At 34.2% G+C, this 16,259-nt stretch carries 13 protein-coding genes; 7 read left to right on the top strand and 6 right to left on the bottom strand.

What is annotated here, in order from left to right:
* Genes Q0910_RS16485 through Q0910_RS16470 form a run of 4 tightly spaced genes read right to left on the bottom strand, consistent with a single transcriptional unit; the run spans position 1 to position 6,087 of the window.
* Entirely contained in the window at positions 1 to 1,149 is a 1,149-nt protein-coding gene (locus tag Q0910_RS16485; RefSeq protein WP_299218798.1) for a tryptophan 7-halogenase, read from the bottom strand.
* Complete coding sequence (locus Q0910_RS16480; protein ID WP_299218796.1) at positions 1,149 to 1,592, bottom strand: hypothetical protein; 444 nt, start codon at positions 1,590 to 1,592, stop codon at positions 1,149 to 1,151. The genes Q0910_RS16485 and Q0910_RS16480 overlap by 1 nt, the downstream gene beginning before the upstream one ends.
* A gap of 6 nt (positions 1,593 to 1,598) precedes the next feature.
* Positions 1,599 to 3,812 carry a LodA/GoxA family CTQ-dependent oxidase gene (locus Q0910_RS16475; protein WP_299218794.1) on the bottom strand — a complete coding sequence of 738 codons (2,214 nt, stop codon included), beginning with the start codon at positions 3,810 to 3,812 and terminating at the stop codon, positions 1,599 to 1,601.
* Positions 3,813 to 3,828: 16 nt separating this feature from the next.
* Entirely contained in the window at positions 3,829 to 6,087 is a 2,259-nt protein-coding gene (locus tag Q0910_RS16470) for a tyrosinase family protein (RefSeq protein ID WP_299218792.1), read from the bottom strand.
* Positions 6,088 to 6,342: 255 nt separating this feature from the next.
* Here Q0910_RS16470 and Q0910_RS16465 point away from each other — a divergent pair, with 255 nt between their 5' ends.
* Positions 6,343 to 8,178 carry an FAD/NAD(P)-binding protein gene (locus tag Q0910_RS16465; RefSeq protein ID WP_299218790.1) on the top strand — a complete coding sequence of 612 codons (1,836 nt, stop codon included), beginning with the start codon at positions 6,343 to 6,345 and terminating at the stop codon, positions 8,176 to 8,178.
* Positions 8,179 to 8,232: 54 nt separating this feature from the next.
* Entirely contained in the window at positions 8,233 to 9,240 is a 1,008-nt protein-coding gene (locus Q0910_RS16460) for a heme-binding protein (protein ID WP_299218788.1), read from the top strand.
* Positions 9,241 to 9,345: 105 nt separating this feature from the next.
* Here Q0910_RS16460 and Q0910_RS16455 read toward each other — a convergent pair whose 3' ends face one another.
* Together Q0910_RS16455 and Q0910_RS16450 are read right to left on the bottom strand one after the other, a co-directional pair.
* Positions 9,346 to 10,707 carry an FAD-binding domain-containing protein gene (locus Q0910_RS16455; RefSeq protein ID WP_299218786.1) on the bottom strand — a complete coding sequence of 454 codons (1,362 nt, stop codon included), beginning with the start codon at positions 10,705 to 10,707 and terminating at the stop codon, positions 9,346 to 9,348.
* 171 nt (positions 10,708 to 10,878) lie between these two features.
* Positions 10,879 to 11,799, bottom strand: a complete 921-nt coding sequence (locus Q0910_RS16450; RefSeq protein ID WP_299218784.1) for a LysR family transcriptional regulator — start codon at positions 11,797 to 11,799, stop codon at positions 10,879 to 10,881.
* A gap of 193 nt (positions 11,800 to 11,992) precedes the next feature.
* Between Q0910_RS16450 and Q0910_RS16445 the strand changes: the two genes are divergently transcribed.
* The 5 genes from Q0910_RS16445 (at position 11,993) to Q0910_RS16425 (ending at position 16,225) form a co-directional block, all read left to right on the top strand.
* On the top strand, positions 11,993 to 12,214 hold the full coding sequence (locus Q0910_RS16445; protein ID WP_299218782.1) for a hypothetical protein: 222 nt from the start codon (positions 11,993 to 11,995) through the stop codon (positions 12,212 to 12,214).
* Positions 12,215 to 12,270: 56 nt separating this feature from the next.
* Complete coding sequence (locus tag Q0910_RS16440; RefSeq protein ID WP_299218780.1) at positions 12,271 to 12,576, top strand: HPF/RaiA family ribosome-associated protein; 306 nt, start codon at positions 12,271 to 12,273, stop codon at positions 12,574 to 12,576.
* A gap of 484 nt (positions 12,577 to 13,060) precedes the next feature.
* Entirely contained in the window at positions 13,061 to 13,702 is a 642-nt protein-coding gene (locus Q0910_RS16435; protein ID WP_299218778.1) for a DUF4255 domain-containing protein, read from the top strand.
* A gap of 44 nt (positions 13,703 to 13,746) precedes the next feature.
* Positions 13,747 to 14,523 (top strand): hypothetical protein, encoded by a 777-nt coding sequence (locus tag Q0910_RS16430; protein WP_299218776.1) that lies wholly within the window; start codon positions 13,747 to 13,749, stop codon positions 14,521 to 14,523.
* Between the two features lie 70 nt (positions 14,524 to 14,593).
* Positions 14,594 to 16,225: a phage tail sheath C-terminal domain-containing protein gene (locus Q0910_RS16425; protein ID WP_299218774.1), complete on the top strand. Its 1,632-nt coding sequence runs from the start codon at positions 14,594 to 14,596 to the stop codon at positions 16,223 to 16,225.
* Positions 16,226 to 16,259 lie beyond the last annotated feature (34 nt).

Genomic DNA, 16,259 nt, shown 5'->3' with positions numbered 1-16,259 from the left:
CTAGTTATAATTTTGATTAGCATGTCTTCTTTTCCAAAAAAGCGATGTAGTATATCGATCTTCCTGGGCATAGTATTCTTGTCTCTTTTTCAGATATCCTTTATAATCCTGAGTAATGATTTGCTGATATTTTTGTAATCCGGATCGATCTCCTTTTAGATCATCTAAGGTGGCATAAGCTGCAAACTGACTCATGGTTAATGATTTAAAAATTCCTAAGGACGAAATAGGGTCATAGCTGGAAGCCGCATCACCTACCGCAAGCCAAGAATCGCCAGTAACAGTGCTAAGATATTGCGTATGAGCTGCTGTTACCTGAGGCTGCGAGATGTGCGTAGTATTTTTTATTCGGTTATTAGTGTGTTTAGTTCTGCTTAATAGATTGTCAAAAGCTTCTTTTTTTCGAAGTTGTAACTGATTTGCAATATCAGCATCAGTCATATAGCCAACTACGATAGTTTTATTGGGTAATGTAGCACTATACCACCATCCATTTTGATCGGTTTCGACGCAAGTTCCATTCCCTATTCCAGTAGTATCATTATGTTGATCTTTTGAAACATAAAAACGATAAACTCCAACCATCTGGTCTTTCTTAATCTTAGTAGATTTCTGGAGACTAGAGAATGCAGCTTTTTTACCGGTGGCATCTATCGCAAAACTGGAGTTTATAGATAGGATGTCTTGTTTATAATTGACTTGTAAAGACCAATACTTAGTTTTCTTTTCTGATGAAGTAATACTGCTTTCGAAATAGAAGAGGATACCTCTTTTTTGTGCTTCTTTAATCATAAATTGATCAAAAGCGATTCGATCCAGGTGCCATCCGTATCCATAAGGGGAATAGATATATTCATTATGATATAATTCTGAGGATCCCCAAGCAGCAGAGGTTCCATAGGCAGTTATAAAATTACACTCTAGAAAAGAACTCCAAATCCCCAATTTTTGTAATTGCTGAGAAGCATTAGGAGGTAGTGTCTCTCCTATTCGATATACACAAGTGTTATTAGGGTTGAAAGATGGTTTACGTTCGATAATTGCAATACGAAGTTCAGGAGCTTCATTTTTTAAAGCAATTGCGGTAGCACATCCTGCAACGCCACCACCTATCACAACTACGTCATATGTATATGGATTATTCTTCATTAGCTAGGATCTTGTTTTACGGCGATCCATTGCGCGACTACGCCTGCAGGAGCAGTAGATTTTCCATTAGGGCCCGTTGGATGTGGAATAGCCCTTACTATTGATCCAACAATAGCAGGACGCTGATCAACACCATTCATCCAATTTGGCACATAATATCCTAAGTAGTTGTAGATCCATTCTGCACCACCGACAATTCCTTTTCCTTGAAATTGGAGTGTAAATGGATTTCCATATCCAATAGAACCGCTTAGTTTCAGTTCCCATCCTGGACCATATATCAGACCATCCAGAGTTTGCATAGGAGCTTCGCTTATTTTTATATTTCCTCTTCCGAATTCTAATGAATCAAAATCTACATCTAAGTCAGGATTGCTTAGAAAACTTCTATAAGTCCATATCCCGGTAAGGATTTCGGGAACTGAATTAGTCGATGTGTTCATAATGATTTAATTGTTGTTACTTTCTTTATTTGACTCTCCAAAACTTTGCCCTAATACACGATCTCCAGGTTTTACAGGATCACCAAGTGCGTCATTATTTCGCTCTATTTGATAAAATTGCCTAGTAATTCCGGTACCTTCTGCAATTAAAAATCCAAGGTCTTTCCATGCTTGTACCATTTGCAGATCACCAGCTTTATTATTAGGAATTCCTGATGCCCAATATACTTGTGATCCATTTAAAGATTCTGGAACCACAATAGGCCTGTGAGCTGGCCACCAAGGAATATTATATGCTATTTGTTGCTCTACTGGATCACCGGTTGATTCTGGATAAATGTTGTTCCATTTTTCATAAGTGATATTAATATTCTGAAATGTACATTCGTGAAAATCTGCTTGCCAGGGAATACCAATATATTTTGTCAAATCACCTGGTTCAAGTCCTGCTGAAAGATTAGGAGCGGTACTACCATCTGTATTGGCAATTGGTTGAGGAATACTTAACCCTCCAGCAATATAAGTAGCATGTTTAATTCTATATGGTTCACTATAGATAGCTGGATTATTAACAATCCACGAAAGTTCTCCTCCAGGACAAAACGCGCCTCCTAGTACATTACTCAATACACCTCTGTCAATTCCAATACCTGTTGTAGGAGGATTTACCCATGGATTAGTACATTTTTTATTGCTTTCTCCCCATTCAGTACACTCATTCACAAATTTTCCGTTGCCCCATTGCTTTAAAAAGAACAACTGGGTTTCTGTCATAGAAAGAAACTTCTCAGGAGCCGTATTACTAATCGGATTGTTACCACATAGCATAGGCATTAAACGTGGTTTATTAGAAGTGGAATTATAGTTTCCCTCTACTTCATAGTCATTTAACTGGTTTGTTTGTCTCATAATTCCGAGTACAAATTGTCTCAATCTGTAATACGGATCTTTTCCATTTTCTGGAGGGATAGAAAGGGTTTCATAGTTTAAATTTCCACCAGTACCACGATTATGAGGATCACCTCCACCAAAGAAGTCAAAAACAAAAGTGTATTTAAAGTCATCCGGCCTTCGCAATTGTGGCCATAATTCTTTATAAAATTTTGGATAATAATCAGGGTTGTATCGTGCTTCATTTCTCCATATATCCAATTCTTCTTGTGTTTTGGGACTGTTGTTTTCTTTTGTGAAAGGAGGTACACCAAACACTTGTGGATCATATGCCATTTTACGAACAAAAAGATCATACATCTTTTCATCCATAGTGATCATATCTTCCATTTCAGGAACGTATCTTGGATATCCCACTACAACCCAGGCAGGAACCTGTACGTCCATTTTTCCCTTAGTTTTGGTTTTTATTTCTTTATCGCCATCATAGGTAATATCCGTAAATGTATATTCGATTTTAGCTGTTACGGGTCCATCAGAGATATCATCAAACCAACCATCATTATTTACAAAACTTTCAATAACAGGGGTTGTAGTAGATCCAGAATTACCATTTCCACCCAATACAATAAGTCGGATATTTTTTTCCTGCTCATTAACCATTAGATTCCCTAATGTTTCAATAGCGTTAGGTTGTATATCTGAAGGCGGAAAGGTCTGTGGATACGATACTTTTTTATACTTACTCACATCCATCTTCTTACTTTCTGAACCAAATTTCGCAAAAGCACCTTTGTTGTTTTTAAGGTTTACCGTAAGTGGTCCTGGATCAATAATGAGTTGTCTTCTTAAATCGGGTTGAGTGATTTCAGGATTACGAAGCGGATGACTAGGAGCATACCCGTGTTCTCCATCAGTTTCCTGAAATTCATACCAGGAGGCTTTTTTATTCGCCAAATGGACAGTCCAATCAATATCAGTGACTTTTCCCTGAACCATTCTTGGTGCTGTAACTGCAGTTTGATATACAAAATTATAAGTGCCCCCAACTTTGATCTCTTCACCTTCAGTATCTTCTTCGTTTTTGTATGCAAATACTCTAAATCGAGCAGCTTGTTTCTTGATTTTAGATAAATCACTACTGTCTTTGAAAGAGCTTACTCTGATTGGATTTCCTTTTGAGTCTTTTTGTTCTCTTCCCATTTCATCACAAGCTATAGGTAATGTTCCAGGTTGCTCTGGAGTAAGGTAGAAATCATCATCAGTGTTGCCAAGTCTGGCGATTCCAATACTTGGGTGAATTTTAAAAGTAGTATATGTATTGTCCATTATGTGTTGCTTTAATTTAGTCCATGAAGTTTAAGGATACACCATCGATGTATACAGCGTTGTCTATCTGTTTTCCATCAATACCCAGAATTACTAGTTGTATTGTAATATCTTTTGCGCCATTATTCAAGATCCGTTGTACTGCATCTGTGGCGTTAATTTTATAATTTCTGGGTTCATGGTGATGTAATTGTCTAAAATCAAATTGTCTTGTTTTATCCAGAGGTAAATTACAATGTCCAGGGCCTCCATAACAGCTTCCGTGAAACGTGGAAATTTCCTCAACAAAATGATCATTTCCTTTTGTAGGGGTATCCATAGAAGCGTCAGGAGCGTTTAAGAATACTCTGATATGTGCATTTTGTAGATTTCCTCGTTGGACTCTATGAATTTTGATTTCAGCTTTGCGGTGTGTATCTAATGTATTTGTTGAAACTTTAGTAGGCGCACTATTAAATTTTACCAGTCCTACTTTACTAGATACATCATAAAATACAGAATCTCTCATGTACGTATATCCTAACTTTTGGATACTCATGGTATCCTGAACGGTCATGGACCAAGGAGCCAAAACAGCATTCATTTCCTGCGGAGTTCCGGTATGTAATTCTTGCCATCGTGCCCATATTCGGTCTACATTAGAATGGTGTGCCCAAAATAATGGGTCAAAAGCTGTTATTCTGTTATCCGTCATCCACCCGTACACAGGATTTTCCTGGTTTTGGGGATCAGGAGTGAGCTTTAGTTTTTGGTATATCTTTTTCCATTCATCGCTATTATCTGGATATGTAGGATTGGTCCCTCCAGAAAAATTATGCATGCCGTTATGCACTTTTTCTAACGATCCATAATGATGGTCATAAGAGGGTCCTCCTCCAAAATCCCCAAAGTTATCCATGGAAAGGAGCAAGTTTATATCATTTTTGGTTGGATATTGTGATAGTGGACCCATAGATCCAGGCCATCTATTCGGAAACCACAATGGATTAGTTTCTTTAAGAATATCATAAATAGCTCTTATTTTATTGGACCAAACAGCTACATTATTAACATTGATAATTTCGTAAGGAATTCCAGCGGCTTTTAAAAAACGCAAACCTGAATTATATACGGTCCCCTTTTTTACAATCTTTTCTAAAGCAGAAATTTCTTTCTTATTTAATATGGATTTGCCTTCAGAAGTTTTTTTGTCTTTGAGTTTGTCTAATCCTTTTTGGGTTAGATAACATCCATAGGCTTCTGGCAGGACACCCAGATCATATTCTTTGTTGTTAAAGGTATTCTTATTTTGATCAGCATAATCGGACCAAGACCAATATGGCAATGCAATATTCTGATCATAATCTTGTAATTTTTGCTCAAAAAAGTATAGATATAATCTGTGCCAGGTAGTAAACTGTTCCCATCCATGCTGACAAGAATCTGTATGAATTCTTGCCCAATAGTCAAAGCTTCTTTCATCTTGCCAAAAGTCTGTATATTGAAACATACAGTTCAGGGCTTCCCTAAAAGTTGCTAATTCTTCAGGTGTTAGAGAACTTACTTCTTTTCTAATAGTAAGACCTTTATTATCTCGGTGATCCTGGCTGGTTTTGTTGGTAGATACTTGATGAAGCAATTCTCCATTTGCCAATGCAAGTCTCGAGTTGTTGGTAGAAACCTCTGATACTTTTGCTGCGCTTTTCTGTTCTTCTTCTAGGGTAAGCGGACAATCTGCATCGATCCAATTAGCAATAGTTTGTATTTGGTCTGCAGAAGCTATGGCAGAGGCATCCCACAATAGTTTTGGAAATATACTACCATCAAAAGGATAGTGTCCTTTTAATCCTATAATAATTGCAGATTGATCACTTCGTTTTTGAGTTGGGCTACTTCCACCTCCACCACCAGAACCTCCTGATGGCCAGCAATCGCCTATAGAAGTTGTTGTAGGTGGTTGCTGTACGGCAGAGACCGCTGGCTCCAATGAAGCAGTATCAGAAGAACTTTTTTGTGATCCACAACATCCTTCACCACTTTTAACAGGTTGTTTGGCAACAGTGGGTACTGAAGATATATCTTTAGATCCACAACACCCATCAGATTCCTGATTAGAATTTGAATCATTCTTTGGAGCAATCAGTCGTTGTCCATATAAGAAAGCTGTCATAAAAGTTTTAGGATCTAACCAAAAAGCATGTAATCCTTGATAACTGGGAACTGTTTTTCCTTGTAGTGTATTAAGGATTTCTTTTACCAGTTCGTATTGAGAAGTTTTTTTCTTTTTACCAGACATAATCGTGTGTTATATTTTTAGTTAAGCCATGCTTCTCAAAGTTAGGTGTAACAGGGAAAATATGGTATAGGTATAAATACCTGTTTTCTTTCTTAATCCTTGTTTTTAGGCTGGTAAAATATTTTTTTAAAAATTGAAAGTGCTTTTTTGTAAGTCAAAAAAACAGGTGTTTATACGCTTTTTTTCTTTTAAATAATGATAGAACTTTGGGAAAATCCCCGGCTTAGAATTCACAACTTTTAAATACTAAATAACATGACTATCTTAAAATTTAATGAAATTTCAGATCATGATGATGTGGACATTGCGATTATTGGAGCAGGTATTTCTGGTCTTTATTGCGCATATCGATTGATCAATGATCCTACTTACTCAGGAAAAAAAATTGCGATATATGAACGTCTAAATCGAACTGGAGGTAGACTACAATCGGATTTAATTCCTATTCGTGGAAATCATAAAGCTTCTGATGAAAATGGAATCCGTAATTTTTATGATCAGGTACAGATTGATTGGGTGAAGGAAGAGCAAGGAGGTATGCGTTTCAATTATAATATGGAAGAATTAATGACTCTTAATGGCGCATTAAATATATGTGATGAGATTGTGCCTTTTCCAATGTCAAGTACAGATGACACCAATAGATTTTGTATTAGAGGACATAGTTTTTCATTGGCAGAAGCTAATGCTGGAGGAAATATGATCTGGAGTCAATTATATGATTTAAGTCCAGAAGAGATTGGATTAAGTCCTGTACAGATTGTAACGAATGCTTACAATAGAATTTTGGAAGCAAATGATATTATTTTGGATGAGGATCAGACCCCAGAATATTGGCAAAAATTCAGATTACATTTTACATGGAAAGGAATTCCTATTAATGAATGGCAATTATGGGGATTATTACGGGATATGGGATATTCTGAAGAATGTATAGAAATGCTCACTAATACTATTGGATTTGCAGGGCCTTTTAAGTCATTGCCAAACGCTGGTGATGCTTGGCAGATTCTGGCCGACTTTCCAAAAGATCCAACATATTATACCTTTAAATATGGTTTTAGTACGCTACCAGATACTATTAAAAAAGAATTGGAAGGAAAAGTAAACATTTATCTCAGTACCAATATAGATAGCATCCAAGGAGAAGAGAATGATTTTACCATACATCTTACCGAAGCTCCCGAAGGGCAAAATTCCAAACCAAATATTCCGTGTGGTGAATACAAAAAGATAAAAGCAAAACAAATAATATCTGCGATTGCAGCTACCGGATTTAAATCACTTTATACTAAATCTCCAGCGCTTTATACAACAAATAAGAAACATGATGGAATGAGATTGTGGGAAAGTATTAATGGGGTCTTAGGAATGAATCTGATGAAGATTAATTTCTATTTCAGAGAAGCTTGGTGGTATACCAAATCTACAGGAAGACCAAAAATAGAATTCGGACCTAATTTTACGGATTTACCAATAAATTCTATATATCCATTCTATTCTGTAGAAGATTTGGACGTGGATCATAAAAAGGGAACGGTTTCCCTTATTAGTGGTGAAGAACCAGCCGCCTTGACCTTATACTGTGATTTTAACAATACTAATTTCTGGAAAGGGCTACAAAATGTGGGTCCAAAATTCACTTCGCCATTGCAGGAAAAATATAATGAAATGAAATCGCAAACCGTTTTCCCAGCGTCACAAGCTGTAGTGGCTGAAGCAAGGAAACAAATGGGATTATTATTTGGGGTCACTAATATTCCTGAGCCTATTTTTACCAGTTATCGTTTATGGAACGGAGAAGATGATTTTGAACATGCATACCATCAATGGCAGCTGAATGTGGATGATAAAAAAACCATCGAATATCTCTCGAATCCATTACCTGGATTTTATATGTGTAATGAAGCTATTTCTGATATGCAAGGTTGGGTAAATGGATCATTAAGATCTTCTGATTTAGCATTGAGTAAAATATCTAAAGGTGTTATTAAGCCAATGGATAATACTCCTTGTAAAAGCCTTGTTGAAACAAAGGATGCTGCCAAAACAAAAACCCCTTTGAGAGTTTCCAGAGGACATTGGGGATAATTAGTTATCAACATCATCAAACAAACAACATTTTAACTTTTAAAACATATAATCATGTCTGAAAAAAATACAACAACTGTATCACGGGTAACGCCACCTGTTTTTCCTGATACACTTATAAATGAACCAAAGCAAACCAATCCGGCACCTAATATTGATGGTTTGGGACCACTTAGTAATCTTATAGGAACCTGGACAAACCAAAATTTGGGATCGACAAGTAGCGGAGGAACGGCATCACCATATTCTTATAATATTATGCCTTTACCTGTTGCTTCCGTACCGGCGAAATATATTCTTAAGAACTTTAAATATTACGAAGAAATCACATTCTCTCCAATTAATGGAAATGCCCCCAATAGAGGAGGTGATTATAATCAAAATGCAAATGTGCTTTTTTATGAGCAACGTATTTATTTTGCTGATGAACCAGATAAGGATAAACTTGTTCATGCGGAAAATGGTTCCTGGTTATTTTTGGTAACAGGAACAGAGGCTGAAGGACCTTATGGAACTAAGCCAGTAGTGCCTCATTCCGGACCTATTCCTGAACAATCTGTATTGACGAATGTCGCGAAACAAATTTCAGTACCTCACGGTAATTCTATCCTCGCTCAAGGAGGTATTAAAGGATATCCTAATTCCTATCTGAATAACGGTCCTTTAAATATAAGTGCCTATTCACAAGATGTAATTCCAGCAGGAATCGACACAACTCCTTATACTACACAAAACATAGGGAATCCATTTCCTGCTTTAAACAATAATCCTAATCAACCATTGCAAGATGGAGTTACGGCTAATCCTTGTGTTCAATATATTCAGTGGGGAGTCGATACTGAAAATCCTTTAGCTAAGGGTTCAGTTACTAACATACCATTCGAAAAACAAAAGGCGAATGTAGTAGACTATAGCGCTAACTATTGGTTACAGGCATTTTCGCAAGGAGGAGAATTTACACAATTATCATATAATCAAACGATTTTGATGAATATTCCGATTAACGGAACTATTGTAAAGTTTCCACATATAACTTGTAATACGTTGACAAAAAAACAATAAAGATTATTTCATACTATGTATTGCTTAAATTTTAGGCAATACATAGTATTTTTTGATACACAATTCATATAACTCATACCTAGAAATAAATGCTTTAGTCATTCTTTAGTTTTTTGTCAGACTTAGATAATTCTCAAGGTTATATAGCTGTATCTTATCATTAATAATATTTCTAACAATAGGTTTTGGATAATCTTTTCCTATTATTGTTTGATGAAATTTCTGAATAGTTATTATCATTTTATGAGGTTTATAAATAAATTCATCAGGGATATTTCTTAATTCAGGTATATAATTTCTGATAAAAATTCCTTTAGGATCTATATCTTTACTATGTTTAATTATATTAAACAAAATACTTCTTTTGTTTTGAGTGTTATTTTTATTTAATGTTTCAAAATAATTGAATTGAATTCCAGGGCTACTATCTAATAGATTTTTGGATAGGAACTCTACAGCATCACTCCAAGGCAACAATAAGTATTGTTTATAGAATAAAACAGTTAACATTCGCATTTTATAGTTGATGTTCCCATTTTTTTGGAGACAACGCATTATAGCATCTATTATAGGGTATCCAGTCATGCCTTTTTCCCAGGCATTTTGGGATAGTAAATTATTATTAGAATTTTTATAAGTGTCGATCTTATTAGAATATTTAAGAAATTCGTTGTGTTGTATATAATGAATATTCCACCTTATAGTGTGTAGAAATTTTTCTAAACTTACTATTTGATCAGTTTCTTCACTGAGATATTGCCATACTTGTCTTAAAGAAATATTGCCCCAAGATATAAATGGAGATAATTTATAAATTAATTCTTGAATGTTAATCTCATTTTTGTCTGACCTGGATAAGTTTCTTAAATTATTTTGTGCAGAAGATGGCCCTCCTTTTAATATAGAAGAATTCTTATATACCGTAAGCTCTACAGTTGAAAAAAACTTTTCTAAATCCTGTACTTTCTGCAAAGTAATAAAACTATCCTTTGTTGGAATAAAAGGGATCGATTTGGTATTAAAATACTCATTAAATTCTATATTATTTTTATCAAAATTTAAATCCTTATATGGATCTATTTCTATTTTTTGAATTAGATTATTTTTACAAAATCGATATAACATTCGATATTGTTGAGTTAAAAAAGGAGTGTCATAATCTTTATGAAAATATATTGTTTTTATATTCCAAAATTGTTGTAAAATACTAATAGCTTTGGTAGCATCTGACTGTACTATTAATATTCTTGTATCATATAGTTTAAGAATACTGTTTAAGTTTAATAAAGATTCTTTAATAAAATCTATTTGCCTTTTAGAATGATTAAAGCCCTCACTAGTGTTATTTTCTAAGGTATATAACAAAAGTGTTTGATCTTTGGAACAAATTGCTTCATAGAGTATTTGATTGTCTTGTAAACGAAGATCTTTTTTTAGTAATACAATATTGATATTGTCCTTTTTCATAATAATGGTACTAAATTCCTAATTAGGCTAATTCCCTTTTTATGCAAAAATCAATATAATTTACTATATATTATTATTTATATTTATGATGATAATTATAAATATTTGTTATGTGTTATTTTTTCTTAACTAGACGTTTTAACCAAAATTATAATTGTGTTAAAATGTCTTTCATTCGTCAAAAAAATGAAACTTATCTTTTATTATTTCATCCTTTTTTTCTTCTACATATTTTAGAAAAGCTTCTGCAACAAGAGAAAACTTTTTGTTTTTTAACCAGATGAGATTCCAGATGGATTTAATAGGAAAACCCTGTACTGGAATGATTTGTAAACGCCCAGCCTCTAAATCATTTCGGATTCCAATGAGAGGCATAATAGAATATCCTAGCCCTGCAATAACAGCTTGTTTTACTGCCTCATTAGAGGTAAGCTCCATTTTTTTTCTAACAGGTAAATCGTTCTTTTCAATATATTTCTCCATGGTGTGCCTTGTTCCTGATCCAGGTTCTCTATAAATCAAAGGGAGTTCAGAAAAAATAGATTTATTATACTTTTTCTTAGTAAATTTTTCCGAAGTACTACCTACCAAATATAATCGGTTTTCCATGAGTTTTGTTTTCTCAATTTGCATATTATTAGGTAATACGGAAACTAGCGAAAAATCAACTGTGTTTTCTTCCAGACTGTTTATTACTCTTTGTTTATTTGTAACATCAAGAACCAAATCCACTCCTTCGTGCAATTTCATAAAATCAGACAAGAAATAAGGGATAATATATTTTCCTGTAGAAACAACAGAAATTTTTAAAATACCAGACAATTGCCCCTGGTAAGCCTTGGTTTTATAACTGATTTGATTTACTTCATCTATAATTTTCTGAGCAGCAAGAGCGATTTCTTTTCCAAAATCAGTGACATATAACTTTCTGCCAATAACCTCTGTAAGAGGGATAGGAAATTGATCCTGAAAGTTTTTGAGTTGTATGGATACAGCAGGTTGTGTTAAATGTAACTCTTCGGAAGCTTTAGTAATACTTTCTTTTTCTACTATTTTAAGAAAGATCTGTAGCTGATGCAACGTATAGTTCATAAATAATCTTAATGTTTATGATTACAAATATAAATAAAAATATATGAAAAGTAATACATATTTTTATGGTGTTGTTAGTAAAAAACAAGTAGTGTAACGACTACAAAGTAAAAACTATTATTGATTTTGATGTGTTACTTGATTTCAGAATAACAACGAAGTAAAATTTAATGTTTCACTAAAATGTATTCTTATGGAGTTATTAAAAAAAGCGAGAGAATTTCACCAGAGAAGTATGAATAATATGAGTACAAGCGATCGAGTTTCTGCGTCTAGAGAAGCAAAATCATTGGTATTAAGCATCAATGAAATATATAAGAAAAGCAAAGATCCTGACCTTATGAATCTCATGAAAATGATTACTGAGAAAAAACGTAAAATAGATAAAAGATTGCGTGGACGTTTAGTCATTTAATAGACGATCTAAAAATTTTAAAAGTAAATAATGATTAACCTTTAAGTTAAAGAAGTATGAAAACAGTTTTCGAATATAAAAGCATTGAAGCAAGTAAATATTTAGAGACTTTTACAGCAGAAAAACTACTAAAACTCGCAAAAAAATACGCATTTATTATTAGAGCTGACATCTTTTTTAATAAGGAACATAATGATTTCAAAAAAGGTAATATTTGTGGAATTAGACTCAGTCTTCCCGGACCTAGAATTTACGCTTCTTCTGACGAAAACAGTTTTGAAAATGCGATAAATAATACCATAAGAGACCTTAAAGATCAATTAGATAAAAGAAAAGTAAAGTTATATAAGAGTTTGGGTTAGTACGAGAACTATAAATCGCCCTTTATAGTTTTCTGCTAGTAATGCTTTCATTATTGATTGTTTTGAAAAGTAGCTGTTTTGCCAAACAGCTACTTTTTTTTATAAAAAGGATTATGACCGTCTTTATTAATTGATAAAAATTCGAAAGGAGTTTTATTTGTATATACTTTAAATAATGACAAGAAATTAAACTCTATTTAGACAATGGCTTTAGGTCTTTATTGTAAGTAAACAAAACAAACATCTTCCCATATTATATAGTATATTAAAAAAATGTTGTGTTGTTTTTTCCCTTTTTTATGAGGGAAAATACATCATGATTAATCGGTTTGCCTCTATTTTGTCGGAAATGTCATAGTTTGACGATTTTGTGCTACTATTTTGTCGGAAATCTTTAAGGATTTGCCGGACTTTTACTAACCCCTATGCGACGTTCTACTGTAATTTTGAGTTATTAAAATCAATAAGTTATAAGAGCTGTATTATGGTTGATGTTGTATTAAGCGTTTTGAAAGATAAACTCAATGAATATTTTAAAAATGTAGTTGGTACTACAGAGTCTAATTTAATAGAGTTTATTAGTACCACTAGTAATGACCCTGTTTCCTTTACTAATGATAAAATCACACCATTTTTAATTAATATTTCTGAGGACAGAAAATTCAGAAATGCTGATCAGTATTCTGGTATCGTAAGAAATGGAATCAGAACGCAAACCAATCCCGAAATAAGAATAGAGCTTTTGGTTCTTTTTGTGTCTAAGTTTAGTAAATATGATCAGGCACTTAAATTTCTATCCCACGTGATTAAATTTTTTCAGGTGAACAGGGTTTTTAATCCACTTAATTCCCCACAACTTTCTGAAGAAAGTATAGAGAAATTGGTTGTAGAACTAGTTTCACTTCCCTTAGAAGAACAGAATCAAGTATGGCATTCTTTAAATACTTCCTATTTACCCTCTGTGTTATATAGAGTCCGTCTGCTATCATTTATAGATGAACAAAGTATAGAGTTTGTTGGAACTCCCCTGCAAGAGATCAATCTGGCAGTTGGCGAAAAATATCCTCTTCCAGAAATTCTGGATCCTGAGGAGGAGGAAGAAAATAATATAATTAACCAAGCATAACAAGCATAAGAAATAGCTTATAAAGCTGAGATAAAAACAAGATCATGAAGTATCAAGAATTCTTTTCTATTACGATAGAACACTCCTATTTTTCAGGAGGAACAGCCGATTTGGTACTCACTCCGATATTAGAAACAGAGGAGCTTTTAAAAAAACGAGGATTGCTTCTTAAAAAAACGACCAGAGGAATACGTTGCCTTGTTGGAACTGATGAAGAAAACAAAGGTTTTTTCGAAAAGATCCAGAATGATGTATTTGCTTTTTATGTTTTTCCTACCTCGGATACGGTTCGTGAATTCACGGATATGTCTGAAGTAAAAGAAGGCGGAATGATGTTTTTTACCAATGAAAAATTACGTGAAAATCAACTTGAGTTAGTTACTAGCGAAATTGAACAGGAAGGGGCTTATCAGAGATTTCCTGCGCTGGCAAAAGTAGAAATTAAAGGAAGTGAAATGAATTCAGAGGGCGATGGTACGTTATTTACATACCAGGTTCAGTTTACTCCTACGGCTATAAAATGGAAGTATTATTTTATTTCTAATTCTGAAGATCCGGTTATAACATTAGAACCGAGAGACAAGCAAATCAGTTTTAATGAAATGATCATTGACGAAAATAGCACAGATCAGATTGTAACTTCCATACGATTAAATTTCCCCAATAGCCAAATAAAGGCTTTTGAATCTAAAGATTTGGTTCCCCATAGTAATAAACCTATAAAAAATATCAAACTGATCAAAAATGGTGATGTGCTTATTAACCATTTACCTAATCCCAAAAAAGAACAAAACGGGGTTCAAATAATTAAAATTAAGTAAGAACAGCATACCGAAAGAATTACATCGATTTTCGGGAGTGCTAATTATAAATATTTAAAACTTTAAACAAATGTCTAGATTTTTAACACCAGATGTGTATACGGAGGAAGTACCTCTATTACCACAATCTGTAGCAGAAGTTTCCACAGCAGTACCTGCTTTTATTGGATATACTGAGAAAACCGAAAAAAACGGTGAAAGTATCAAAAACGTGGCCTATAGAATATCCACATTGTTGGAATTCAAAGAGGCTTTTGGAGGTGCTCAGCCAGCATCTTTTAAGGTCAATGTAAATGAAGAAGTTATAGAAAATGTTGAGGTCACAGCTCCACAACATACTTTATATCATGCAATAGATTTATATTTTAAAAATGGAGGAGGAGATTGTTATGTAATATCTGTAGGAAGTTATCAAGACGAACCTAACAAAGCATCTTTTTTAGAAGGTTTAGAAGTATTGAGTAAAGAAGATGAACCTACCTTGATTATGTTGGGCGAAGCCACCAAACTAGAGGATGTTGATTATCATGAGGTATGCCAAATGGCTTTAAGTCAGTGCCAGGAATTAAAAGATAGGTTTTGCATTTTTGATATCCAAAATGAGAATGAAGGAGTTGCATCTTTTAGAAATGGAATTGGAACTAATCATCTAAAATATGGAGCGGCATATACACCGTATTTGCAAACGTCACTTACGTACAAATATCAAGAAGAGAGTGTTATCATTTCTGGTTCTTCAGGACAAGAAACCATTCAGTTAAAGGTTGAAGAAGCTATCAAAATAATATACAATGGATCTGCGCAGGATGAACCAAAAGCAACGATTAACAAAGGATCAGCTGGAACACCCTCTTTTAATAATACTGGAACCACTTTAACGATTACTAATGTAGGAGAGGGTATATCAGCCAACGAAGTGGTAGATGCCTGGAATACATTCGATGATAAAGGTGATTTTGACATTATTGTATTAGATGGAACAGCCACTGTAGAGTCCTTTACGGGAAGTCGTAATCTGACAACAACTGGTGGAGATGGAGCGTCTTTAAGATTATCTGATATTAAAGGGTCTCAATCCGAATTATACAATAGAGTAGTAAGCGAAGTATCAAAACAACGGATCATCTTACCTCCTAGTGCGGCAGTAGCAGGTGCCTATGCAACTACGGATAGAGAAAGAGGCGTATGGAAAGCACCAGCAAATGTTAGTCTAAATGCAGTAATAGGACCTGTAAAGAAAATAACGTCTAAAGATCAGGAACGATTGAATGTAGATTCCGATAATGGTAAATCCATCAATGCTATCCGCGGTTTTGTAGGTAAAGGAACCTTGGTATGGGGAGCTCGTACGCTGGACGGGAATGATAACGAATGGCGATATGTATCGGTTAGAAGATTGTTCAACATGATCGAGGAATCTACCAAAAAAGCATCTCAGTTTGCTGTTTTCGAATCCAATGATGCGGTAACTTGGTTAAAAGTAAAAGCAATGATCGAAAGTTTCCTATACGGAATATGGCAGCAAGGTGGTCTGGCAGGAGCCACAGAAGAACAAGCCTATTTTGTAAATATCGGATTAGGCAAAACCATGACACAAGAAGATATTCTCAATGGAAGAATGATCGCAGAAATAGGACTTGCCGCAGTACGTCCTGCTGAGTTTATCATTTTAAAATTCTCCCACAAACTACAGGAGGCCTAATCTATAGAGAAGAGATATATAATCATATAAAAAA

It is taken from the genome of uncultured Aquimarina sp. (genome assembly GCF_947495315.1).
GTDB lineage: Bacteria > Bacteroidota > Bacteroidia > Flavobacteriales > Flavobacteriaceae > Aquimarina.
The sequence above is the reverse complement of the archived record's forward strand: the minus strand, read 5'-3'. Positions and strand labels throughout refer to the sequence as shown.

Excerpts from the sequence above, each read along its gene's own strand:
- Q0910_RS16485 (WP_299218798.1), bottom strand. The coding sequence starts at position 1,149 with ATGAAGAATAATCCATATACATATGACGTAGTTGTGATAGGTGGTGGC.
- Q0910_RS16480 (WP_299218796.1), bottom strand. The coding sequence starts at position 1,592 with ATGAACACATCGACTAATTCAGTTCCCGAAATCCTTACCGGGATATGG.
- Q0910_RS16475 (WP_299218794.1), bottom strand. The coding sequence starts at position 3,812 with ATGGACAATACATATACTACTTTTAAAATTCACCCAAGTATTGGAATC.
- Q0910_RS16470 (WP_299218792.1), bottom strand. The coding sequence starts at position 6,087 with ATGTCTGGTAAAAAGAAAAAAACTTCTCAATACGAACTGGTAAAAGAA.
- Q0910_RS16465 (WP_299218790.1), top strand. The coding sequence starts at position 6,343 with ATGACTATCTTAAAATTTAATGAAATTTCAGATCATGATGATGTGGAC.
- Q0910_RS16460 (WP_299218788.1), top strand. The coding sequence starts at position 8,233 with ATGTCTGAAAAAAATACAACAACTGTATCACGGGTAACGCCACCTGTT.
- Q0910_RS16455 (WP_299218786.1), bottom strand. The coding sequence starts at position 10,707 with ATGAAAAAGGACAATATCAATATTGTATTACTAAAAAAAGATCTTCGT.
- Q0910_RS16450 (WP_299218784.1), bottom strand. The coding sequence starts at position 11,799 with ATGAACTATACGTTGCATCAGCTACAGATCTTTCTTAAAATAGTAGAA.
- Q0910_RS16445 (WP_299218782.1), top strand. The coding sequence starts at position 11,993 with ATGGAGTTATTAAAAAAAGCGAGAGAATTTCACCAGAGAAGTATGAAT.
- Q0910_RS16440 (WP_299218780.1), top strand. The coding sequence starts at position 12,271 with ATGAAAACAGTTTTCGAATATAAAAGCATTGAAGCAAGTAAATATTTA.
- Q0910_RS16435 (WP_299218778.1), top strand. The coding sequence starts at position 13,061 with ATGGTTGATGTTGTATTAAGCGTTTTGAAAGATAAACTCAATGAATAT.
- Q0910_RS16430 (WP_299218776.1), top strand. The coding sequence starts at position 13,747 with ATGAAGTATCAAGAATTCTTTTCTATTACGATAGAACACTCCTATTTT.
- Q0910_RS16425 (WP_299218774.1), top strand. The coding sequence starts at position 14,594 with ATGTCTAGATTTTTAACACCAGATGTGTATACGGAGGAAGTACCTCTA.